Source organism: Arthrobacter sp. D2-10, assembly GCF_054161285.1.
On sequence record NZ_CP096431.1, the window covers coordinates 1,413,241 to 1,435,453 of the forward strand.

At 64.0% G+C, this 22,213-nt stretch carries 21 protein-coding genes; 12 read left to right on the forward strand and 9 right to left on the reverse strand.

Annotated features, from left to right (window positions below):
- The first annotated feature begins 29 nt into the window (after positions 1 to 29).
- The 7 genes from M1D74_RS06590 (at position 30) to M1D74_RS06620 (ending at position 8,045) form a co-directional block, all read left to right on the forward strand.
- Positions 30 to 959: an NAD kinase gene (locus M1D74_RS06590; protein ID WP_458116904.1), complete on the forward strand. Its 930-nt coding sequence runs from the start codon at positions 30 to 32 to the stop codon at positions 957 to 959.
- Positions 956 to 2,677 (forward strand): DNA repair protein RecN, encoded by a 1,722-nt coding sequence (recN, locus tag M1D74_RS06595; RefSeq protein WP_458116905.1) that lies wholly within the window; start codon positions 956 to 958, stop codon positions 2,675 to 2,677. The genes M1D74_RS06590 and recN overlap by 4 nt, the downstream gene beginning before the upstream one ends.
- Positions 2,674 to 4,377, forward strand: a complete 1,704-nt coding sequence (locus M1D74_RS06600; RefSeq protein WP_458116906.1) for a CTP synthase — start codon at positions 2,674 to 2,676, stop codon at positions 4,375 to 4,377. The genes recN and M1D74_RS06600 overlap by 4 nt, the downstream gene beginning before the upstream one ends.
- Before the next feature lie 2 nt (positions 4,378 to 4,379).
- Positions 4,380 to 5,063 carry an NUDIX domain-containing protein gene (locus tag M1D74_RS06605; protein WP_458116907.1) on the forward strand — a complete coding sequence of 228 codons (684 nt, stop codon included), beginning with the start codon at positions 4,380 to 4,382 and terminating at the stop codon, positions 5,061 to 5,063.
- Between the two features lie 3 nt (positions 5,064 to 5,066).
- A complete protein-coding gene (gene xerD / locus M1D74_RS06610; RefSeq protein ID WP_458116908.1) occupies positions 5,067 to 6,050 on the forward strand; it encodes a site-specific tyrosine recombinase XerD in 984 nt (327 codons plus the stop codon).
- Between the two features lie 125 nt (positions 6,051 to 6,175).
- Complete coding sequence (locus M1D74_RS06615) at positions 6,176 to 6,682, forward strand: RNA polymerase sigma factor (RefSeq protein WP_458116909.1); 507 nt, start codon at positions 6,176 to 6,178, stop codon at positions 6,680 to 6,682.
- A gap of 1 nt (position 6,683) precedes the next feature.
- Positions 6,684 to 8,045: a hypothetical protein gene (locus M1D74_RS06620; protein ID WP_458116910.1), complete on the forward strand. Its 1,362-nt coding sequence runs from the start codon at positions 6,684 to 6,686 to the stop codon at positions 8,043 to 8,045.
- Positions 8,046 to 8,106: 61 nt separating this feature from the next.
- On the opposite strand, the gene M1D74_RS06625 is transcribed toward M1D74_RS06620, so the two are convergent.
- On the reverse strand, positions 8,107 to 8,988 hold the full coding sequence (locus tag M1D74_RS06625) for a potassium channel family protein (protein ID WP_458116911.1): 882 nt from the start codon (positions 8,986 to 8,988) through the stop codon (positions 8,107 to 8,109).
- Between the two features lie 79 nt (positions 8,989 to 9,067).
- Here M1D74_RS06625 and M1D74_RS06630 point away from each other — a divergent pair, with 79 nt between their 5' ends.
- Both M1D74_RS06630 and M1D74_RS06635 read left to right on the forward strand, forming a co-directional pair.
- A complete protein-coding gene (locus tag M1D74_RS06630) occupies positions 9,068 to 9,772 on the forward strand; it encodes a hypothetical protein (RefSeq protein ID WP_458116912.1) in 705 nt (234 codons plus the stop codon).
- Positions 9,773 to 9,819: 47 nt separating this feature from the next.
- Positions 9,820 to 10,296 (forward strand): 8-oxo-dGTP diphosphatase, encoded by a 477-nt coding sequence (locus M1D74_RS06635; RefSeq protein ID WP_458116913.1) that lies wholly within the window; start codon positions 9,820 to 9,822, stop codon positions 10,294 to 10,296.
- Here M1D74_RS06635 and M1D74_RS06640 read toward each other — a convergent pair.
- From M1D74_RS06640 to M1D74_RS06665, 6 genes are all read right to left on the reverse strand, one after another.
- Positions 10,293 to 11,012: an alpha/beta fold hydrolase gene (locus M1D74_RS06640; protein ID WP_458116914.1), complete on the reverse strand. Its 720-nt coding sequence runs from the start codon at positions 11,010 to 11,012 to the stop codon at positions 10,293 to 10,295. The two genes, M1D74_RS06635 and M1D74_RS06640, sit on opposite strands and share 4 nt — an antisense overlap.
- A 75-nt stretch (positions 11,013 to 11,087) precedes the next feature.
- A complete protein-coding gene (locus tag M1D74_RS06645; RefSeq protein WP_309071180.1) occupies positions 11,088 to 12,227 on the reverse strand; it encodes a bifunctional 2-methylcitrate synthase/citrate synthase in 1,140 nt (379 codons plus the stop codon).
- Positions 12,228 to 12,272: 45 nt separating this feature from the next.
- Positions 12,273 to 13,178 (reverse strand): methylisocitrate lyase, encoded by a 906-nt coding sequence (prpB, locus tag M1D74_RS06650; RefSeq protein WP_458116915.1) that lies wholly within the window; start codon positions 13,176 to 13,178, stop codon positions 12,273 to 12,275.
- Entirely contained in the window at positions 13,179 to 14,696 is a 1,518-nt protein-coding gene (locus M1D74_RS06655; protein WP_309071178.1) for an MmgE/PrpD family protein, read from the reverse strand. It lies immediately after the preceding gene.
- Positions 14,689 to 15,360, reverse strand: a complete 672-nt coding sequence (locus M1D74_RS06660; RefSeq protein ID WP_458116916.1) for a GntR family transcriptional regulator — start codon at positions 15,358 to 15,360, stop codon at positions 14,689 to 14,691. Before M1D74_RS06660 ends, M1D74_RS06655 begins: the two co-directional genes overlap by 8 nt.
- 164 nt (positions 15,361 to 15,524) lie before the next feature.
- Positions 15,525 to 15,965, reverse strand: coding sequence for a VOC family protein (locus M1D74_RS06665; protein ID WP_458116917.1), 441 nt, complete (start codon positions 15,963 to 15,965; stop codon positions 15,525 to 15,527).
- Positions 15,966 to 16,108: 143 nt separating this feature from the next.
- On the opposite strand from M1D74_RS06665, the gene M1D74_RS06670 reads away from it, so the two are divergent.
- Positions 16,109 to 17,104, forward strand: coding sequence for a sigma-70 family RNA polymerase sigma factor (locus M1D74_RS06670; RefSeq protein ID WP_458116918.1), 996 nt, complete (start codon positions 16,109 to 16,111; stop codon positions 17,102 to 17,104).
- Positions 17,105 to 17,107: 3 nt separating this feature from the next.
- Here M1D74_RS06670 and M1D74_RS06675 read toward each other — a convergent pair whose 3' ends face one another.
- On the reverse strand, positions 17,108 to 17,824 hold the full coding sequence (locus tag M1D74_RS06675; RefSeq protein ID WP_309071174.1) for a response regulator: 717 nt from the start codon (positions 17,822 to 17,824) through the stop codon (positions 17,108 to 17,110).
- A complete protein-coding gene (locus tag M1D74_RS06680; protein ID WP_458116919.1) occupies positions 17,817 to 19,469 on the reverse strand; it encodes an ATP-binding protein in 1,653 nt (550 codons plus the stop codon). The genes M1D74_RS06675 and M1D74_RS06680 overlap by 8 nt, the downstream gene beginning before the upstream one ends.
- A gap of 171 nt (positions 19,470 to 19,640) precedes the next feature.
- Here M1D74_RS06680 and M1D74_RS06685 point away from each other — a divergent pair, with 171 nt between their 5' ends.
- Complete coding sequence (locus M1D74_RS06685; RefSeq protein ID WP_309071172.1) at positions 19,641 to 21,068, forward strand: cation:dicarboxylate symporter family transporter; 1,428 nt, start codon at positions 19,641 to 19,643, stop codon at positions 21,066 to 21,068.
- A 252-nt stretch (positions 21,069 to 21,320) separates the two neighbouring features.
- Positions 21,321 to 22,208: a ParA family protein gene (locus M1D74_RS06690; RefSeq protein WP_204535418.1), complete on the forward strand. Its 888-nt coding sequence runs from the start codon at positions 21,321 to 21,323 to the stop codon at positions 22,206 to 22,208.
- Positions 22,209 to 22,213 lie beyond the last annotated feature (5 nt).

Genomic DNA, 22,213 nt, shown 5'->3' on the forward strand with positions numbered 1-22,213 from the left:
GCCGTCCCCACCTGATACAACGGAGCGTGATGACTAGACGCATACTGGTACTCGCCCACACCGGCCGCCATGACGCCATGGCTGCTGCCCAGGAGGCCTGTACCCGGCTTCACGCCGCCGGACTGACCCCGGTGATGCGCGGAGAGGAGCTCCGGGATATCCAATCGGAGTACGGCACGCTTGCAGCGCCTACTGAGACCCTTGGCGACGACGTGACTCTGAGCGACGTCGAGCTGGGCATGGTGCTCGGCGGCGACGGGACAATTCTCCGTGCCGCAGAACTGGTCCGCGGCACGGAGGTTCCACTGCTCGGTGTGAACCTCGGCCATGTCGGCTTTCTGGCCGAGAGCGAGCGTGCCGACCTTGCAGAGGCCGTTCGCTGGGTCGTGGACAAGGACTACACCGTCGAAGAGCGGATGGCCATCGACGTGCAGGTCTGGCGCGGTGATCAGCTGGCTGCGCGGACCTGGGCTCTCAACGAGGCGGCAATCGAAAAGGCCAACCGGGAACGCATGATCGAAGTGGTGCTCGAGGTGGACGGCCGGCCGGTGAGCTCATTCGGTTGCGACGGGGTCGTGCTCGCCACACCCACCGGTTCCACCGCCTACGCCTTTTCCTCCGGCGGCCCGGTTGTCTGGCCGGAGGTCGAAGCGCTCCTGGTCGCGCCGATCAGTGCTCACGCATTGTTCGCCAAGCCGCTCGTCGTCGCCCCAACGTCACTGCTCGCGGTGGAAATCCTGACCCGCACAGACGCCTCAGGCGTGCTGTGGTGTGACGGACGGCGCACAGTGGATCTGCCGCCGGGCGCGCGCGTTGAGGCTACCCGTTCCGATATCCCGGTCCGGTTGGCGCGCACACACCAGACGCCGTTCTCCGAGCGACTCGTCCGCAAGTTCGAGCTGCCCACACAGGGTTGGCGCGGGCCGGTCACACACGACGACGGTCAGCCTGCCCGATGATCGAGGAAATTCGCATCCGCGACCTCGGAGTCATTGCTGACGCGACGCTCGCTCTAGGGCCCGGGTTCAGCGTTGTCACGGGAGAGACCGGCGCGGGCAAGACCATGGTGCTGTCTGCCCTAGGTCTGCTGATGGGTGCCCGGTCCGACGCCGGCGCCGTCCGCCTCGGCGCACGGAACGCCTCAGCTGAGGCCCTGCTGCGGGTGAATCCGGAGGGCGCTGCCGCCCGCCGGGCGGTGGAGGCCGGAGGAGAGCTTGAAACCGACGACGACGGCGGCGCGGGGTTGATCCTTGCCCGTACCGTGAACAGCGACGGCCGGAGCCGCGCCTACGTCGGCGGAAGGTCGGCCCCCGCAGGCGTCCTCGCGGAGGTGGGGGAGAAGCTCGTGGTGGTCCATGGACAGTCGGACCAGCTGCGGCTCCGCAGCTCAGCGGCGCAGCGGGAGGCATTGGACAAGTTCGGCGGCACTGGTCTCCGTGACGCCTTGGCTGCGTATCAGGCGACCTACGCGCGGTGGCGCGACGTGACGGCGGATCTTGAGTCGCTGAGAAGCGCTGAGCGGGACCGCCTCCGGGAGGCAGAGTCGCTGCAGGCAGCGCTCGAGGAGATTGACGGCATCGACCCTCAGGCCGGCGAGGACGAAGCCCTGAAAGCCGAAGCGATGAAGCTTGGCAACGTCGAGGAGTTGCGGACGGCGGCCGCGGCGGCCCATTCCGCGCTCGTGTCGGGTGAGTTTCCTGAAACGGGTGACGCCACCACGCTGGTTGATGCAGCAAAACGGCAGCTGGAAGCGGTGGGTACCCACGATGCCGAGCTGGGCTCCCTTGCGGCGCGGCTCGCCGAGGTGGGCTACATCCTGGCCGATATTTCCACTGAACTGGCCGGTTACGCGGCGTCTCTGGATTCGGAGGGTCCCGAGCGACTCGCTGAGGTGGAAGCCCGCAGGGCGGATCTGAATGTCCTGATCCGCAAGTACGCTCCCTCGATCGATGAAGTGATCGCCTGGGCAGATACAAGCCGCGCACGGCTGGATGAGATCAGCGGTGACTCCGATCGCATTGACGGCCTGCAACAGGAAGCCGGTGCGCTCTACGAGCAGTTGATCGCTGAGGCACAGGAGCTGAGCGGTTTACGTCGGGTCGCCGCCGAGGAGCTCGCCGTCAGGGTGAGCGAGGAGCTCACCGCCCTCGCCATGCCTGATGCGAAACTCATCATCGATGTGACCCCCGGCGACACGCCGGGCGCGCTCGGGGCAGACGAGGTCTCCTTCTCGCTGCAACCCCACGCCGGCTCGGCGCCGCGCCCGCTGGGAAAGGGCGCCTCCGGCGGTGAACTGTCGAGGGTGATGCTCGCCATCGAGGTGGTGCTTGCCGCTGTCGACCCCGTCCCGACCTTCGTCTTCGACGAAGTGGACGCCGGGGTCGGGGGAAAGGCAGCCGTGGAGATCGGGCGGCGCCTTGCCATGCTCGCGCAGCACGTCCAGGTGGTGGTGGTCACCCACCTTCCGCAGGTGGCCGCCTTCGCGTCCCATCACATCCGGGTCACCAAGACCCGGGCAGCCGATGGCGGCTTCACTGCCAGCGACGTCGAGGTCCTTCCGGAATCGGAACGTGTACGGGAACTCGCGCGCATGCTCGCCGGTCAGGAGGAGTCGGCCAGCGCGCAGGCGCACGCTGAGGAACTGCTGCTGGATGCAGCACGGACCGCCGCCAGGTGATAGGCTCGAACTCCGTGGTGCAGCAAACAATCTCCCGGTTCCAAAAGTCCGCCAAGACTACCAAGCACATCTTCGTCACCGGTGGTGTGGCGTCCTCTCTCGGTAAGGGACTGACGGCTTCGAGCCTCGGGCACCTGCTGCGGGCGCGTGGTTTGTCTGTAACCATGCAGAAGCTGGATCCGTATCTCAACGTTGATCCCGGCACAATGAATCCCTTCCAGCACGGCGAGGTCTTCGTCACCGACGACGGCGCGGAAACCGATCTGGACATCGGCCACTACGAACGCTTCCTCGATGAGAGCCTCGACGGGTCGGCGAACGTCACCACCGGCCAGGTGTACTCCACCGTTATCGCCAAGGAACGCCGCGGAGAGTACCTCGGAGATACCGTGCAGGTCATCCCGCACATCACCGATGAGATCAAGCGCCGCATGCGCCTGCCCGCGGAACCGGCCGCCGGACGCAAGGTTCCGGACGTCATCATCACCGAGATCGGCGGCACCGTCGGCGACATCGAGTCCCAGCCCTTCCTTGAGTCCGCACGCCAGGTCCGCCAGGACATCGGCCGGAACAACGTGTTTTTCCTCCACGTCTCGCTGGTGCCCTACATCGGTCCTTCGCAGGAGCTCAAGACCAAGCCCACGCAGCACTCGGTCGCGATGCTGCGTTCTATCGGTATCCAGCCTGACGCAATCGTCATCCGCTCCGACCGCGAGGTGCCGGACGCGATGCGAGAGAAGATCGGCCGGATGTGCGACGTCGACGTTGATGCCGTGATCAACGCCGCTGACGCCCCGAGCATCTACGACATCCCCAAGACTCTCCACGCCCAGGGACTCGACGCGTACATCGTTCAGGCTTTGGACCTGAAGTTCAAGGACGTCAACTGGACCAAGTGGAACAAGCTTCTCGATGCCGTGCACCACCCGAAGCACCACGTCGAAATCGCACTGGTCGGCAAGTACATCGACCTCCCGGATGCCTACCTCTCGGTCACCGAAGCCCTCCGGGCCGGCGGATTCGCCAATAAGGCCAAGGTACAGATCCGTTGGGTGCCCTCGGATGATTGCGCGACGCCTGAAGGTGCCGCCAAGGCGCTAGAGGGCGCAGACGCGATCTGCGTTCCCGGCGGCTTCGGAATCCGTGGTCTCGAGGGCAAACTCGGTGCCCTCCGTTACGCCCGCGAAAGCGGCGTTCCTACGCTCGGCCTCTGCTTGGGACTGCAGTGCATGGTGATCGAATACGCCCGCAACGTTGTGGGCCTTCAGGGCGCTTCTTCCACTGAGTTCGACCCGGACACCGAGTTCCCGGTCATCGCAACAATGGCAGAGCAGTTGGAAATCGTCGCCGGTGAGGGCGATATGGGCGGCACCATGCGCCTCGGCCTGTGGGACGCCTCGCTGAAGGACGGCTCGGTGATCGCCAGGACCTACGGCCGAACGAGCGTCAGCGAGCGTCACCGTCACCGCTACGAGGTGAACAACGAGTACCGGGAGAAGCTCGAGGCTGCCGGTCTGGTCGTTTCTGGCACCACGACGGACGGCAAGCTGGTCGAGTTCGTTGAGCTGCCGGCCCAGACCCACCCGTACTATGTCTCAACCCAGGCACACCCCGAGCTGAGTTCCCGGCCCACACGTCCGCACCCGCTGTTCGCCGGGCTGGTCAAGGCCGCGCTCTCGCGGCGGGGCGTCAAGGCGTAGGCGTGGAACCGGGTCCGCTCGACGCCGCGGTATCGGATCGGCAGAGCCCGCGCCGGTTGCTGGACTCCGCCACGGTCTTTCCCGGCAAGATCTGGGACGTGGTCAGCGAGACCTTCCGGCTCGACGCGGATGGGGAGCCGATCACCCGCGAGTACATCCAGCACCCCGGTGCCGTGGCGATCCTCGCGATGGACAGTGAAGAACGGGTCCTGCTGCTCCGTCAGTACCGTCACCCGGTGCGGATGGACCTGTGGGAGATCCCTGCCGGACTGCTTGACGTCGACGGGGAGGACTTTGTAGACGCTGCGGCGCGTGAGCTTGCGGAGGAAGCCGATGTTGCGGCGGGTACCTGGCACGTCCTGACGGATCTTTTCCTCTCGCCAGGGTCCTCGAGCGAAGCGCTCCGCATTTACCTCGCCCAGAACATCACCGAGGTGCCTCACGCGGAGCGGCATACCCGCACCCATGAGGAAGCCGAGATCGAGTTCGCCTGGGTGCCGCTGCAGGACGCCGTGCAGGCTGTGCTCGAAGGGCGTATCCATAGTCCTTCCGCTGCGGCCGCTGTGCTCGCTGCCGCGGCGGCCAGACAGTCCGGTTATCGTTCCCTCCGTCCCGCCGATGCTCCGTGGCCGGAACACCCCAGCCAGCACGGAACGTGGCCTCAGGGCCCTGTACTGCGGGACTGACCCATGGGCGAGGGCGGGCAGGCCACAGTGCAGGACGAGCTTTCCTCGACCGTTCCCGGACGGCTCATCAGCGAGTACCTCCAGCACATGCTCGTGGAGCGCGGCCTGTCTGCGAACACCCTCGCCGCCTACCGCCGCGACCTGCTGAGGTACCACCGTTTCCTCGTCTCCCACGGCGTGGACTCGATGGCCGCAGTTACCCGCCAGCTGGTCTCTGCCTTCGCGCAGGGTTTGGCCGCCGGAGAGGACGGACAGGCACCGCTGAGCCCGCGCTCGGCCGCGCGCACCGTGGTAGCTGTCCGCGGACTGCACCGCTTCCTCGCACTTGAAGGAACGACGACGGCGGACCCGGCCGAAGATGTTCATCCGCCTGCCGCGGGGCAGCGGCTGCCGAAAGCAATTTCCGTTGAAGAGGTGACGCGGATCCTCGAAGCCGTTGATACATCCACTCCGGCCGGACTTCGGGACCGCGCGTTGTTGGAGTTCCTCTACTCGACCGGAGCCCGTATCAGCGAGGCCGTCGGCCTGGACGTCGACGACGTGTCTGTGGATGCGGCGCTGGACGGTCCCGCCGTCGTCCGCCTCTTCGGTAAGGGGTCGAAGGAACGGCTGGTTCCGTTGGGCTCCTACGCGGCACGGGCGATCGATTCCTACCTCGTGCGTGCCCGTCCCGCGCTAGCAGCGAACGCATCCGAGCGGACCAGCGCGCCGGCCCTGTTCCTGAATCTCCGCGGCGGCCGCCTGAGCAGGCAGAGCGCGTGGACCATCCTTCGGGCTGCCGCCGAACGCGCCAAGGTATCCGGCGAGGTCTCACCCCATACCCTCCGCCATTCCTTCGCGACGCACCTGCTGCAGGGCGGGGCGGATGTCCGGGTGGTGCAGGAGCTTCTCGGCCATGCCTCGGTGACCACCACCCAGGTGTACACCCTCGTCACAGCTGACACACTGCGGGAAATCTATGCCGCAGCGCACCCGCGCGCCCTTTAATGGGTAGTTTAATCGGCAATGGGTAGTTAATCGGCAATTGGTAGTTATTCGGCGCCGCCTGTAACCCCATCCGGGATGCCGGAAACAAGAGGGGTATGGACAGGACACATACACCAGGGGGGACAGTGTTGCAGCGATACGATGACGTGTTCGCGGCGCTACACAGGGAATACCGCGACCGCGTGTTTTCCTTCATTCACCGCCGAGTCAGTAGCCGGGAAGCATCCGAGGAACTCACCAACGATGTATTCCGCATCGCCTGGCAGCGGAATCCGGACGCTGCTGACGTGACGCCGGCGTGGCTGCTCACCGTGGCCCGCAACGTCATCGGCAATGAATACCGTCGTCGTGAACGCGCAGAGCACCTCATGCAGCGGGTTCGGGACTCGGTCGTCATTGCCGCCCGCGCGGGCAACGGTGCGCAACAGCAGGCGGTTGCCGATTCGTTGTTGCGACTGCGGGAGAAAGAGCGCGAGATTCTTCTGTTGGCCTACTGGGACGACCTGTCCATTACTGAGATCAGTGAGGTGCTCGGCTGCAGCGCCTCAGCTGCCAAAGTTCGACTGCACCGGGCTCGCGCCGCGTTTGCAGAGATGATGCCTGCCGCTGTGATGGCAGAGGAAGGTGCCTGAGATGGACCGCATAGAAAACCTGATCCGGGGCCTTGACCCCGTGCGCGCCGAACGTGAGTCCGAGGATTCACCAACCGAAATCATTGCTTTCCCAGCTGATGCTGGGCACCGGGAGCCGGGATCTGACATGTTTACTGAACCGATCAGCAGCGGCTACCACGCCGTCATCGACCCTGAGGACGATGAGAACGACGCATTCAGCGATAAACGCCCGGTGGTGGTGCCCCTGCGGCGCCGCCGCCGTATGGCAGCAATCGTGGCAGGCGCCGCTGCCGCGGCAGCCGTCGCCGGCGCCGTCGTCGTGGGTGGGTCCCTCGAGACCGAGGCGCCGTTGCCCGCAGCGACCACTAATCCAACGCCCTCGGTTGAGCCAACGGGCGAAACAACCGCCGATCCCTCGCCGGCGCCTACGGCCGATCCAACGGTCGAGCCCAGCGGCGTTCCCACCGGACCGCCGGCTGATGAAGGCTGCCGGGTACAGGACGTTGACCGGGTCATGGAGCAGGGCAGCGACTTCATGAGCCTGATGACGTTCGCCGCTAATCCGGATGATTATGCGGTCGTCGGTTGCACGGACGAGTGGATGGCCATGGAGATCACCGACGCCGCCTTCGAGGCCAACCCGCAGGACGGCGGAAACACCTGGTACTACATCGCCCGCCGGGTCGAGGGGCAGTGGCTGGTGCAAACGGAAAGCTACAGCACCATCGTGAAATGGGAATTCCTGCCGGTGCCCGAGGGTCGCACTCCGGCGGAGATGATGGACCAGCAGTTCATCGACGTAGGCATTCCCGTGGAGCTGCGCCCGGAGCTGGTGGGTGATGGTCCGGCGGCGTCGGAGTCCAGGGTAACCCACCAGCCGACGGATCTCGGCGTTGCCTTCCAAACGCGGAGCGACTGGGACGTGGTTGCCGCTTCGCAGGGGGTGGATCTGGTGAATGCCGAAGGGGTGAAGGTCGCCAACGTCCAGCACTCGAGTGCGAGCGGTCTCGGCGGCGTCTGCTCGCAGGATCCGGTGCCGTGGGAAGAGATTGGCGCGGTACCGGTCTCCGTCGCCGTTCCCGGTGGGTCAGAGGTAGCGGCCCGCTTCGTACTTCGGATCTTCGACGGTGATCCGCTCCTGGCTGCTCCGTCTCTGATCGGCACCGACCAGCCCACGTCCGGAGAGTCATGCATGCTCTACAACGTGATCAGTGGGCCCGGAACGGGCCTGTTGTCACTGACCACCACTTTCATGTTCTCGCCGTATGAGCAGGGGAGCGCCCTCGAATTCGGATCGATGGCTGAAGCGCAGGCCTACGCTGAATCCGCGGAATTCGCTCAGCTTGCTGAGGTGGCGGACTCGATCACTGTGCTCGACTAGTACGGACTGCAGGCTACTGAAACCCTGCCTCCTGATTCCTTCCGAATCAGGAGGTAGGGTTTCAGTCTGTTTCGCGGTAGGGGTATCGGTGGTCGTCGGCATACGAACGGAACACGTCCTCCCTTGTTCCTTCCACGTCGAGAAACTCCTCGCGCAGAAAGTCTGACAGCGATTCCAGCGCATCCTGTAGGAGGTTGCCGGCGACCCGGATTGTCGGCACCGCTGAGCGTTGTGCGTTTTCGGCGAGATCGACGGCATAGGAGAGCGAGCCGGGAAGGGACAATTCCTTGTTGGACTCCCAGAAGTAATAGGACTCCGATGTCTGGGTCAAGTCGACTCGTATCTGGACAAGACCAGAGGTCACGGCCTCAAGCGTGCTCGTTACCGAAGATGGTTCCAGGGCGTCAAGCTTTGAGCCGTAGCCGGCATGTTGCAGCAGGGCCAGGCGAACCGCAAGTACCCGGCGCTGCCCCAGGGCCGGGTAGATCTGCATGAACCAGGAAACCGCTGCGGTCAGCAGCGCAAAACCGGTTAGCGCCTCAAGCGGGGACAGGAACCGGATGACCGGATCGGAGGCGATCACATCGCCGTATCCGAGGGTCGTCAGGGTGACTGCGGAGATGTAGAGGGCCTCCGCTGCGTCGTTGTATCGCGAAGGGTCCAGTCCGGGGGAGTAGCTGAAACCGTCCGGCACATGGGGGTAGTAGATCAGGGCCCAACCGATCCATTGCATGGCCGCCCAGAAGAGAATGACGGCGACCATTGCCAGGGGCCCGGCCAACGATGAGCCCCAGTTTCCCAGCAGGCGCATTGTTCTCCAGACCGTGACGACGCAGAGGCGGCTCAGACGTCCGCGCCCGCTGGGATGAAGCAGCGTGTGGAAGACTTCAACGAGTCCCGTGAGGATCACAAGCGAGCCGAGGACGGTCAGGAACCACTGCACTACGGTCTCCATATGGTTTGAGCGGATCGGTCGCAGCAGTCTAACCAGTTCATCATGGCGGCGTGGAAAGATGGGGGAGGTGAACGAAGCCCAACATCATGCTCAACGCTATGATCGCGAGAACGCCGCTGCAGCGGAAAGCCTGAGCGCCGCAGAGATTCTCGCCCGGCGTCTGGATCGGCCGATGGGCGCGCTCGGTCTTGTTTTCCTCTTCGTTGTCCTTGGCCAGCTTCTGGCTACCGATCCGGGTCTTGTCCTGGCACTCACCGTTGCCGGATGGGTGTTCTGGGCGGTCTTCGTTGCCGAATTCCTGCTGCGTGCTTACATTGCGCGGTTCAGCTCGGCTTTTTGGAGAAAGAACTGGTGGCAGGTCATCTTCCTGCTTGTGCCGTTTCTCCGTTTTGTGCGGGCACTCCAGGCTGTCCGCCTTCTGCGCCTTGCCAGAGTGGCCCGCGTCGGCGGAATTCTCTCCGCAGGTGTACGCGGCTCGCGGTCGGCGGGCAGGCTGCTCTCAAGCAGAATCGGCTGGATGGCCGCAGTCACCGCCGTCGTGATCCTTGCAACCAGCCAGCTGCTCTACGCAACAGGCACGCACTCGGCGTACGGCGACGCCCTGTATGAGACGGCCATGGCGACCATCACCGGCAGCGGCATCACGCCGAACAGTGCGTTCGCCCGCATAGTGCAGGTGCTTCTCGCCGTCTATTCGATCGGCGTCTTCGCTACGCTAGCCGGCTCTTTAGGTGCCTTTTTCCTGCGAGAGGATGATCGTCGGCGATCCTAGCCGACCGGTTCAACTCCCTCTGCACTCCGAGACTAAACTTGATTCTCATGACCCCACGCAGAGTCGCGCTGTGCTTCCTGTTCCGGCAGACAACTGCCGGCCGTGAAGTCCTGCTGGGGATGAAGCGCTCCGGTTTCGGCACTGGTCGAATCGTGGCCCTCGGCGGCGGAATCGAACCCGGAGAATCCGCCGGAGAAGCCGCTGCGCGCGAGGTCCACGAGGAGTCCGGCGTAGTCGTGAAGGTCGCAGATCTCGTGGAACTGGGCCCGGTCCGGTGGCGTTTTCCGGTCAAGCCTGTTCTAGATATGGACGCCGTAGTCTTCACCACCGAACGGTTTTCCGGGCACCCCGCCGTCACGGATGAAATTGATCCCTGCTGGTACCCAGTCGAGCAGGTGCCGTGGGACGGCATGTGGGACGACGCAAAGCACTGGCTCGGCCACGTGCTCCACAGCCAGCCGCTGAATGTGACCGTGACACTCAATCCGGATAATGAGACGGTGGCGACCGCCGACTTCGATTAGCCGGCAGGAGGGCGGGGAGAACCGTCGACTGCCGCCGCAATGATCTCGCCCAACTCCTTCGGCCGGGTGAACTGCGGCCAGTGTCCGGTGGGCAGGTCGACGTACTCAACGTCCTTCATCCGCCCGAGCTCCGCGACGTAGGGATGCCCCTGCGCCACCCATTCCTGCAACTGCGCAGAAGGAAACTCACAGGCGATGACGGTGGCCGGAACGTCGTAGCGGCGTTCGTCGGACAAGTGCTGTGGATCGCAGGCGACGCCGCGAGGCTGGGGAACTGCGCGGCGCCGGAAGTCGGCGCGCAGCTCGTCGTTCAGGTCGACGAGATCCTCATCATCAAAGACCTCCCACGGTGGCAGCGGTATCTCATCGCCATCCGAGGGCAGCTCATCATTGATCACGCCGTCCTCGCCGAGAGGACCGCTGTCCACGTAAATGGCCCTGACAATGCGTTCCGGACGCGCGTCCGCCACGCCGTGGATAATGGCTCCTCCACCGGAATGACCCACGAGCACCACAGGATCGGCGATGGCATCCACCACCGATACGACGGCGTCGATGTGGGTACGCAGGCCGATCCCCTCCCGCGGAGCATCCACCGCTTCCAAGCCGGGAAGGGTCAGCGGGTGTACGCGGTGTCCGGCAGCCGTAAGCGGCGGGCTCACCTCAGACCAGGAGGAAGCGTCCAACCAGAAACCGGGAACCAGAATGATGTCCATGTCCGGAAACCCTACCGGGAGCGTCCGTTCTCAAGAACGGATTCTCCTAAATTGAGGACAGCCACTGTCCGCGGGCTAGGAGAGGTGTCTTTCGTCCGCGCCGTTGTAGGCGGCCAGCGGCCGGATCAGAGAGTTCGCTGCGCGCTGCTCCATGACGTGTGCGGTCCAGCCTGCAATGCGTGCGGCGATGAAGAGGGGTGTGAACATCTCAGTGTCGAACCCCATGAGGTGGTAGGTGGGACCCGCGGGATAGTCGAGGTTGGGCTTGATGCCCTTCGCCTCTTGCATCGCCGTCTCCAGCCCGTCATACAGACCGAGGATCTCCGGACGCCCATAGTGCTTGACCATCGCGTCGAGGGCCGCCTTCATGGTGGGAACCCGTGAATCACCGTTCTTGTAGACACGGTGACCGAATCCCATCACCTTCTTTTTCTGAGCGAGGGCCTCTTCCATCCAGGCCCTGGCTCGGGCAGTCGCGTCCTCCAGGGACTCATCCGCCTGAATGCCGATTTCCTCGAAGGTGTGCATGACGGCTTCATTCGCTCCGCCGTGGAGTGGTCCCTTCAGTGCGCCGATGGCTCCGGTGACCGCCGAATGAAGGTCGGCGAGGGTGGACGTGATCACTCGTGCGGTGAACGTTGAGGCATTGAATGAGTGTTCGGCGTAGAGGATCATCGACGTGTTGAAGGCCTCAACAACCTCAGGTGCTGCCTCCTCGCCGAAGGTCATCCAGAGGAAATTGGAGGAGTAATCCAGGTCTTCGCGTGCTTCCACCGGTTCGAGCCCGCGGCGGCGGCGCTGGTCATAAGCAACGACGGCGGGAAACGCCGCCAGCAGCTCCGTCGCCTTCTCCAGTTCGGCTTCCGGCGAGGAGTCTTCCGCCTTGGGGTGGTTGGCGCCGATCACGGAGACAGCCGTACGGCCGACATCCATCGGGTGGCAGCTGAGCGGCAGCAGATCGATGGCGGCCTTCACATTATCGGCCAATGCACGCGAGGGGCGCCCCTGCTGGCGGAACTGTTGCGCCTCAGCTTCGGTGGGGAGTTCACCGTGCCAGAGGAGCCAGGCGACATCTTCGAATTTCAGGGCACCTGCAAGCTCCTGGACCGGGTACCCGCGGTACAGCAGCGAGTTGGTCTCCGGATTGACCTTCGAGATTGCGGTGGTGTCCGCAGTGACTCCGGCGAGGCCCTTGTAGATCTGGGGTTCGGTCATGCGTTGACTCCTTTGTCTATGGTGTCCGGCGCGCGCCGGGGTGTCTCACTGTCCGCCGGGCACCTGGAAGTTGAACACTGAGGTGTCGAATCGGTTGTACGCTTCGTAATCGACGAGCTCGTAGAGCCGTGCGCGGGTCTGCATGGAGCCAACGGCGGCCCCCTGGGTGCCGTCGGCCTTGATCGTCTCCAGCGTACGCTCCGCCGCGCCCATCGCACTACGGAGCAGCGTCACCGGATAGATCACCATGTTCACTCCCACTGATTCAAGGTCGGCAGTAGTGAAGAGCTCGCTCTTCCCGAACTCGGTCATGTTCGCCAGGATCGGCACATCGACCGCCCGGCGAATGGCCTCGAATTCCGTGAGGTCCCGCATCGCCTCGGGGAAGATGGCGTCTGCCCCGGCGTCGACCAGCGCTTTTGCCCGGTCCTGCGCGGCAGTGAGGGTGTCGGTGCCGCGAATGTCCGTTCGGGCCATGATGAGGAAGTTGCCATCACGCCGTGCATCGGCAGCTGCCCGGATGCGCTTGACGGCGGTGTCTTCGTCAACAACGTTCTTGCCGTCGAGATGACCGCACCGTTTCGGGTTGTACTGGTCCTCAATGTGGCAACCTGCCAGGCCGGCGTTTTCCAGCTCCTGGACCGTCCTGGCAACGTTCATCGGCTCGCCGAAACCGGTGTCAGCGTCCACCAGCGCGGGGAGGTCGGTCATGCGGGCGATCTGGCCGGCCCGGGTGGCGACTTCCGTGAGGGTCGTCAAACCGATATCCGGCAGACCGAGGTCGTTCGCCAGGACCGCGCCGGAGATGTAGACGCCGTCGAACTCCTTGTCTTCGATCAGCCGCGCGGACAGCGGATTGAAGGCCCCGGGAAATTGCTGGAGACGGCCGCTTGCCAGTCCGGCCCGCAGGACCTTCCGCTTCTGCTCGGGCGTTACGGAGGAGTACAGCATCTAGAACAGTCCTTTCGGTGATCCTGCTGCCAGGAGGTCGACGGCGGCGGCCAGGTTCAGCTGGTCGAGCTCGTCGGGCGTGAGCTCGGGCAGGCGCTGTACCGCGTCGAGGAACCGGTCAAGCTCAGCGTCCTTCACCACGCCGGCGGAGAGCGTACGTAGCTTTCCGATGTACTGCTCACGTGTGAAGGGGCGTGCTCCGAGCGGATGTGCATCGGCGACGGCGATCTCATCGATGATGACGGTGCCGTCGGCCAGGGTGATCTCGACCCGTCCACCGAAGGCTTTCTCGCTGATGTCCAGTGAATGGTAGCGCCGGGTCCACTCCGGGTCCTCCACGGTGGTGACCTTGTGCCACAGCTGAACGGTGTCAGCGCGGGAGGCCCTTTCCGGGGCGTACGAATCGACGTGATGCCAGCGGCCGTCCTGCAGCGCAACCGTGAAGATGTACGGAATTGAGTGGTCAAGCGTCTCGCGGGACGCGGCAGGATCATATTTCTGGGGGTCGTTCGCTCCGGAGCCGATCACGTAGTGCGTGTGGTGCGATGTATGGATCCGGATGGATTCAACCCGCGCCGGATCGGTGACCTCCGGATGGGCAGCGTTCAGCCGGCGCGCGAGGTCGATCCAGGCCTGGGCCTGGTACTCGGCAGAATGCTCCTTGGTGTAGGTGTCCAGGATCGCCCGCTTCGGTTCGCCGGCGGCGGGCAGCGGAACCTCATACCTGGCGTCGGGGCCGTCCAGCAACCAGGCGATCACGCCGTCCTCGCCCTCATAGATCGGAGTCGGGGAGGTCTGCCCCCGCATGGCCCGGTCCACGGCTTCGACGGCCATCTTGCCTGCGAACGCCGGGGCATGCGCCTTCCACGTCGAGATCTCGCCCTTGCGGGACTGGCGGGTTGCCGTCGTCGTGTGCAGGGCCTGGCCTACGGCCTGGAAGATGGTCTCCGCGTCGAGCCCCAGCAGTGTACCGATGCCGGCCGCCGCGGACGGGCCCAGATGCGCGACATGGTCGATCTTGTGCTTGTGCAGGCAGATTGCCTTGACCAGGTCCACCTGGATCTCGTATCCAGTGGCGATGCCGCGGAGCAGGTCGGCTCCCGAGGCGCCGGTGTGCTGGGCTACTGCAAGTATCGGCGGGATGTTGTCTCCCGGGTGGGAGTAGTCGGCGGCGAGGAAGGTGTCATGGTAGTCGAGCTCACGGACTGCAACGCCGTTTGCCCAGGCAGCCCATTCGGGCGAACTCTTCGCACCGATTCCGAAGAGGGTGGCGCCGCGTCCGTTGACTGAGACCGGGTGGCTCAGCGCCTGCGCCCGCGCGGCGACGATCGGTGCACGGGACAGCGAGGCGATGGCGACTGAGGCGTTGTCGATGATCCGGTTGATCACCATGTCGGCGACGTCGTCGTCGACCCCGACCGGATCCGTGGCAACCTCGGCGATCTTCCAGGCAAGTTGACCGCTTCGGGGGAGGTTTTCCTCGCTGCGGTGCACGCGGACGGGATGAATCTCAACCATGATGGGCTTCCTCTCGGGTGGCGGTGATGTGTGCTCGTGCAGCGAGCAGATACTGCAGGCTGTTGTGGAGGTGGACTTTGGTGGAGGCAACGGCGAGGTCGCCGTTGGCCTGCGTGATTGATCTGGCGATCTGTGCGTGTTCGGCTGCGGAGGCCGTCAGGCGTGCAACGTCATCCTGCGCCAGCCTGCGTACGCGGCTCAGGTGCGTGCGGAGCTGCTTCTGAGCCTGGAGGAGATAAGGATTCGCCGCGGCGGCGTCAATGGCGGCGTCCAGTTCGGCGACCAGTTCGTAGTACCGGCGCTGTCCGGTGTCCGGGCTCCGGATGAGCGACGACGCCGATTCGAACCGCAGGGTCAAGCCTTCGAACAACTCCCGGTCCCCGTTAGCAGCCGCGAGGGCAGCGGCCGTGCAGTCCAGCGGAATCCGGACGGCGAACAGCTCCGCAATTTTCTCCAGCGAGACTTCGCTGACGACGACGCCGCGTCCGGCGTGGGCTTCCGTCAGCCCTTCCGCCGTCAGCCGCGAGAGCGCCTCGCGGAGAGGTGTCCGTGAGACACCGAGCCGGGCAGACTGCTCAACTTCGGCGAGCACCGCACCGGGTGCAAGCCGCCAATCCATGATGTCGGAGCGCAACGCCTGGTAGGCGCGATCACTTGCCCGCATCTGCCTGCTCCTTCGCTCGTCGCACTTGTTCCAATGTATACAACGCAGTGGGCAGGATCAACGGAAGCGTGCGATATAGGGATTTTTCTCCCAGCTCTGTATACAGACAAACGACGGCGGCACCGTCCGGGCGGTGCCGCCGTCGTCGTCAGGTGATGGTCCTTTCAGGCCTCCTGCGGGTACTTCTCCTGCACCGCCGCCCAGTCGCCGGTCTGGGCGATCGGGTCCATCCAGAGGACTTCCCACGAATGGCCGTCCGGGTCGGCGAAGGTACGCGAACGCATGAAGCCGTAGTCCTGCGGCTTGCCCTCCACGGCACCCGCGCCGATCGCCCGGTCGACCAGGCCGTCGATTTCCTCGGGGGAATCTACGCTGATGGCATTGAGAACGGCGGAGGTGTTTGAGGTGTCGGCGATCTGCTTGTCGGTGAACTGCTGGTAATGCTCGTGCGTCAGGATCATGACATAGATGGTGTCGCTGATGACGATGCAGCCGGCGTTGTCGTCGCTGAAGGCCGGGTTCAGGCTCCAGCCCAGGCTGGTGTAGAACTCCTTCGACTTCGGAAGGTCCTTCACGGGGAGATTGATGAAGACGCTGGTGGTCATGGTGCTCGCTCCTTGATGAGGGTTTCGGCGGCGTGAATGCTCGCTTACCCAGTAGACGGCGGAGACGTAGGGAAATCATCGGTTCCGAAGAAAACTTCCGCCGAACTTCGTCTCGTCCCGGCTCCCGCCGATACGCTGAAGGCATGCAGCCAGCAATGGAGACGGGACAGGTAGGTCTTTCCGCAGGAACGTCTGTCCAGGACCTCGAAAGCTACCGCAGGGAACTGACCGGCTACTGCTATCGGATGCTGGGATCCGGCTCCGAAGCGGAAGATGCCGTGCAGGAGACCATGATCAAGGCATGGAACAACCGCAACGACTTCAACGGGCGCTCCTCCACCCGGACGTGGCTCTACAAGATCGCCCACAACGTCTGCATCGACATGCTGCGCAGCCCGCAGCGGCGTGCCCGGCCGATGGAGTTAGCTCCGGCGACCCCCACGTCGGAAGCGGTGCTCGGAGCGCCGCTGCCCGAAAGCGCGTTCGTCCAACCCATCGCCGACAGCAAGGTCATTGACCTCAACGCCGACCCCGCCGACGTCGCCCTGGCCAAGGAGTCAGTCCGGCTCGCCTTTGTGGCAGCGTTGCAGCACCTGCCGCCGCTGCAACGGTCTGTGCTGATCCTCTGTGAGGTGCTCGCCTGGAAGGCCAGCGAGGCGGCCGATCTACTGGAACAGACGGTAGCCGCCGTCAACAGCGCCCTGCAGCGCGCGCGGAAGACTCTCGCTGCGCGCCGGGGGCCGGCGTTGATGTCCACCATGGACAGCAAACACACCGTGCTGCTTGAGCAGTACGTGGAAGCCTTCGAGACGTACAACATCGATCGGCTGGTGTCCCTGCTGCGGGATGATGCCGTGCTGTCGATGCCGCCGTTCAACCTCTGGCTCAGTGGGCCGGAGGATTGTGCGGCGTGGTTCCTGGGCAAGGGAATAGTGTGCAAGGACAGCCGCCTTATCCCCGTGACGGTGAATGGAACCGCAGGGTTCGGCGCGTATCACCCTGTGGAACCTGGTCTGTGGGAGCCGTTTGCTATTCAGGTCATCGAGGCGGCAGATGGCCGCATCGTGGGCCACCACAACTTCCTGTATCCGGAACTGTTCCCGGCGTTCGGGCTTCCGGACAGGGTTGACGAGCGTTAGCCCCTAGCGGGCCCAGCTGTACTCCAGTTCAGGCCGTCCGCGCGTTCCATAGCGCGGCATTCGACGCGCCGACCCATTGTCGGCCAGGTGCTCGAGGTACCGCCGTGCTGTCACCCGGGACAATTCCAGCGACGATGCCACCTCCACCGCGGAAACCGGGGCGCTCGCCGTCGACAGGAAGGAAACGACGGCGCGCAGAGTCTCCTCGGATAATCCCTTGGGCAGGCTTCCCTGCGACGGCGGACGCAGGGCAGCGAGGGCATTGTCGACTTCTGACTGCGTGGTGGACGAAGCCTGCGCCTGCAGGTTCTCCCGGAACTGCCTGTAGTTGCCCAGCTTCTCGCTGAATGCCGAATAGGTGAACGGCTTGATCAGGTATTGCACAATTCCCGATGAGATCGCGGACCGGACCACTCCAAGCTCACGTACGGCCGTAATCGCGATGATGTCCACGGTGCTGCCTGAGCCGCGGATCCGACGGATGATGTCAAGGCCATGCAGGTCCGGAAGATTCATATCGAGCAGCACCAGATCGATGGTCTCGGCGCCTGCGTCTGACTGCCTGCGGACCATGGCGAGGGCATCGGAGCCGGTACCTGCAGTACCGACGAGCTCAAACCCCTCAAGACGGCGGACATACAGGGCATGCGCTTCGGCTGCAATGGGGTCATCCTCCACCACCAGCACCCGGATGGGGTGGCTCGAGATGCTGCTACCCATTCGGCAGTTCTCCATGCGTCCTCAGCTGGGCCGGCTGCTCATTCGGCCTGCCCGGCAAGGGGGAGGCGCCCGCCGGGAGAAGGACAGTGAAACATGCGCCGCCGTCGTTCATGACGGTGATGGTTCCGCCTAACCGGTGCACGGCCTGGCGTACCAGGGCCAGGCCCAGTCCGCGGGTTCCGGCCGCTCCCTTCGAAGTGGAGCCGAGCGTGAAGACATTACCGAGTTGTGCATCGTCCAGGCCCGGTCCGCTGTCGCTGACCTCGATGACGATAGTGTCGGCGTCTTCACCGGCAGTGTGGATGGACAGGGCGACGGACCTGTCTTCCGAAGCTGCGGCGGCGTCGAACGCGTTGTCCAGCAGGTTACCGACGATCGTGACCAGATCCCTGGGGTCCATTCCGCGGGTTTCCAGTGTCTCAGGTACGTCGATTGACAGCTGCAGTCCGCGTTCGTTGGCCTGCGCAGCCTTACCGACCAGCAGTGCGGTGATGAAGGGTTCGTCAATGGCCGCAACCACCTCATCGGTGAGCTGCTGGGACTGCTGAAGGTCGCGGGTCGCGAACTCAAGGGCGTCCGACCGCCGGTCGAGTTCAATCAGGGACACGATGGTGTGCAGCCGGTTGGCGTGCTCGTGGGTCTGGGCGCGGAGTGCTTCGGTCAACGTGCGCATGGTCTGGACTTCATCCGAGAGAGCCTCAAGTTCGGTGTGGTCGCGGATCGTGGTCACCGTTCCCAGCGGCTTCGTTCCGGACGCTGGGATGGCCGGTTCCTGGTTGACTACCAGCACACGATCGTCAGTGACATGGATTTCATCCATTGCCCTGCGTCCGCTCATCAACAACTCCTGTATCGAGGGGGAGAGGCCGACGTCGGAGGCCGGCTTCGGTTCGCCCGGAACCGAGGAGGGCAGGTTCAATAGCGCTGCGGCCTGGTCGTTGTAGAGTACGAGGTCCCCGCGGAGGTTGGTCAGTACCAGTCCGTCCCGGACTGAATGCAACACAGAGTCGTAGAACACGAACATCCGGGAGAGCTGCTCGGTGCCGAGGCCGAGGGTTGCCCTGCGCAGATGACGGCTGAGCAGCAGGGAGACAATCGTGCCGGCCGTCAGGGCGCCGGCGGCAATGAGCCAGACGAGGGGGAGCTGCGCGTTGCGCGCGATGGAGACTGTATCCACGGTGACGCCGGCAGAAACGAGCGCGGTGACGTCGTCGTCCTCTGTTCGTATCGGAACGATTGCCCTGACCGAGGGTCCGAGAGTACCGGTAAATACCTCTGTATGCGGGTTACCGGCAAGCGCCTGGTCGACGGACCCGATGTAGCGTCCACCGATCTCGCTGATGTTGCGGTGGGTATACCTGGTCCTGTCGGTATCCATGATGGTGATGAAATCGACTCCGAGATCATTCATCACTTCCGCTGCATAAGGCTGCAGCAGGTCGGACGGTTTCGGAGCCTGCACCGCCTCCAGTACATAGGGATCATTCGCGAAGGTCGTTGCAACCGCGAGCATGCGCTGGGAAGCTGCGTCAAACGTGCTGTCTTCGGCATCGAGGTAAAGCACCCACGAGATGGTGGTCGTCAGGGCGAGGACGAAGACGAGCTGCCCGATGAAGAACTGCCGGGCCAAACTCCAGTTCCTCATGCGTCTTCCACTCCTTTCGCCTGCGGCTCCCGTCCTGGATTTGCGGACGGCTCAGCTTGGGTTGCATGGGCCGGCGAACAGTATGAACGCAATGGTGACCCAAATCACTGTATCGCCCACGATGAATAGGAACCGGCCAATGGGCCGCCTACCAGCATAAGGAGTAACAGCATGGCGAAGATGCCTGCACAGTCTGCCGCTTCGGTCGACAAGCCCCGCAAGAGGGTGGATAAGACCCACACCCTCTACATTGCGGTCATCGCCGCCGTCATCCTCGGCGCCATCCTGGGTCTCGTCGCGCCGGAGGTGGCCAAGTCGATGAAGCCCATCGGCACTGCCTTCATCGGCCTGATCAAGATGATGATCGCACCGATCATCTTCTGCACCATCGTGCTCGGTATCGGATCCATCGCCAAGGCCGCCACGGTCGGCAAGGTCGGCGGACTTGCACTCGGCTACTTCATGCTGATGTCCACCTTTGCGCTCGCCATCGGCCTGGTGGTCGGCAACATCATCCAGCCCGGTGAAGGCCTGGATATTTCCGGTGCCAGCTATGAGACCGATGACACGAAGTCGGAAGGCACCGTCGACTTCCTTCTCGGCATCATCCCGGACACCCTGTTGTCCTCACTCACCGGAACCAGCATCCTGCAGACTCTCTTCGTCGCCCTGCTCGTCGGCTTCGCGCTGCAGAAAATGGGAACCGCCGGCAAGCCGGTCCTCCGCGGCATCGGCCACATCCAGGCCCTCGTGTTCCGCATCCTCATTATGGTCATGTGGCTCGCTCCGATCGGAGCGTTCGGTGCCATCGCCGCCGTCGTCGGTGAAACCGGCGTCCAGGCCATCGTCAGCATGTTCACCCTGATGGCCGCGTTCTACGTCACCTGCATCATCTTCATCGTGGTCATCCTCGGTGGGCTGCTCAAGATGGTCACCGGCATCAACATCTTCAAGCTGATGAAGTACCTGGCCCGCGAGTACCTGCTGATCTTCTCGACGTCATCCTCGGAAGCAGCGCTTCCGCGCCTCATCGCCAAGATGGAGCACCTCGGCGTCTCCAAGCCGGTAGTCGGCGTCACGGTTCCCACCGGCTACTCCTTCAACCTCGACGGCACGGCGATCTACCTCACCATGGCCTCGCTCTTCGTGGCCTCCGCACTGGGTACCCCGCTGGCCCTGGGCGAGCAGATCTCGCTCCTGATCTTCATGATCATCGCTTCAAAGGGCGCTGCCGGCGTCACAGGCGCCGGCCTGGCTACCCTGGCAGGCGGCCTTCAGTCACACCGCCCCGACCTCGTGGACGGCGTCGGCCTCATCGTCGGCATCGACCGCTTCATGTCGGAAGCACGCGCCCTGACCAACTTCACGGGCAACGCCGTTGCCACCCTGCTGATCGGTACCTGGACCAAGGAGATCGAGCGCGGTCAGGTGGACGAGGTACTCGCCGGCCGTCTGCCGTTCGACGAAGCGACCATGAGCGCCGGACACTTCGAGGACGATCACGCTGACACTGTCGAAGACGGCGCCGAGACCAGGACCGACATTGCGGAGGGCCACCTCGCCGGACGCGACGGAGACAAGGTAGCAGCCACCCGCTGACCTTCCCGGCACGAGTCGACACATCCATGACTTGGCAGGACACACCCCTGATGCACCATCAAGAGGGGAGTGTCCTGCCAAGTCATTCTGCGGGGTAGAACCCTCAACGTTGAAGCTCAGGTTGAGACTAAAGGCTCGCGGTTCGGCCACCGGGTATTTCCACTGATCAATCGAACACCGGTTGTAACGTGGTGAAGCAAGCGAGCAGTACCAGTTACTGGACAAGCACTAGACGGAAGCGTGGATAGATACGTGAGTAGCGAACAGGGTTCCACAACTCTGAAGGACGCAACCGACTCAGAGATTGGCCCCACCGGACGTCCGGTCACAGAATTCCCCGAACCACCGGTCCTGGCCTCCCACGGGCCGGCCCGTGTCATCGCCATGGTGAACCAGAAGGGCGGCGTCGGCAAGACCACGTCGACTATCAACCTTGGCGCTGCGCTCGCCGAAGCAGGCCGCCGCGTCCTCCTCGTGGACTTTGACCCCCAGGGTGCGCTCTCTGCAGGGCTGGGCACCAACCCGCACGAGCTTGATGTCACCGTCTACAACGTCCTGATGGACCGCAAGGTCAATATTGAAGACGCCATCCAGCACACCGGCGTCGAGAACATCGACCTTCTGCCCGCGAACATCGACCTGTCGGCCGCTGAAGTGCAGCTTGTCAACGAAGTGGCCCGCGAGCAGGTCCTGGACCGCGCACTGCGGAAGGTCGAGGATAACTATGACGTCATTCTCATCGACTGCCAGCCCTCGCTCGGCCTGCTGACAGTGAATGCGCTGACCGCTGCCCACGGCGTCATCATCCCGCTGATCTGTGAGTTCTTCGCCCTGCGTGCCGTTGCGCTGCTGGTCGAGACCATCGAGAAAGTCCAGGACCGCCTGAACCCGCGCCTGCAGGTGGACGGCGTCCTGGCGACCATGTATGACGCCCGGACCCTTCACAGCCGTGAAGTGATCGCGCGCCTCGTTGAGGCATTCGGTGACAAGGTCTTCGAGACGGTGATCAAGCGCACCATCAAATTCGCCGACGCCACAGTTGCCGCCGAGCCGATCACCACCTACGCCGGCAATCACTCCGGAGCGGACGCGTACCGCAACCTCGCCCGGGAACTGATTTCCCGCGGCGGCGCACCGTAGTCCGC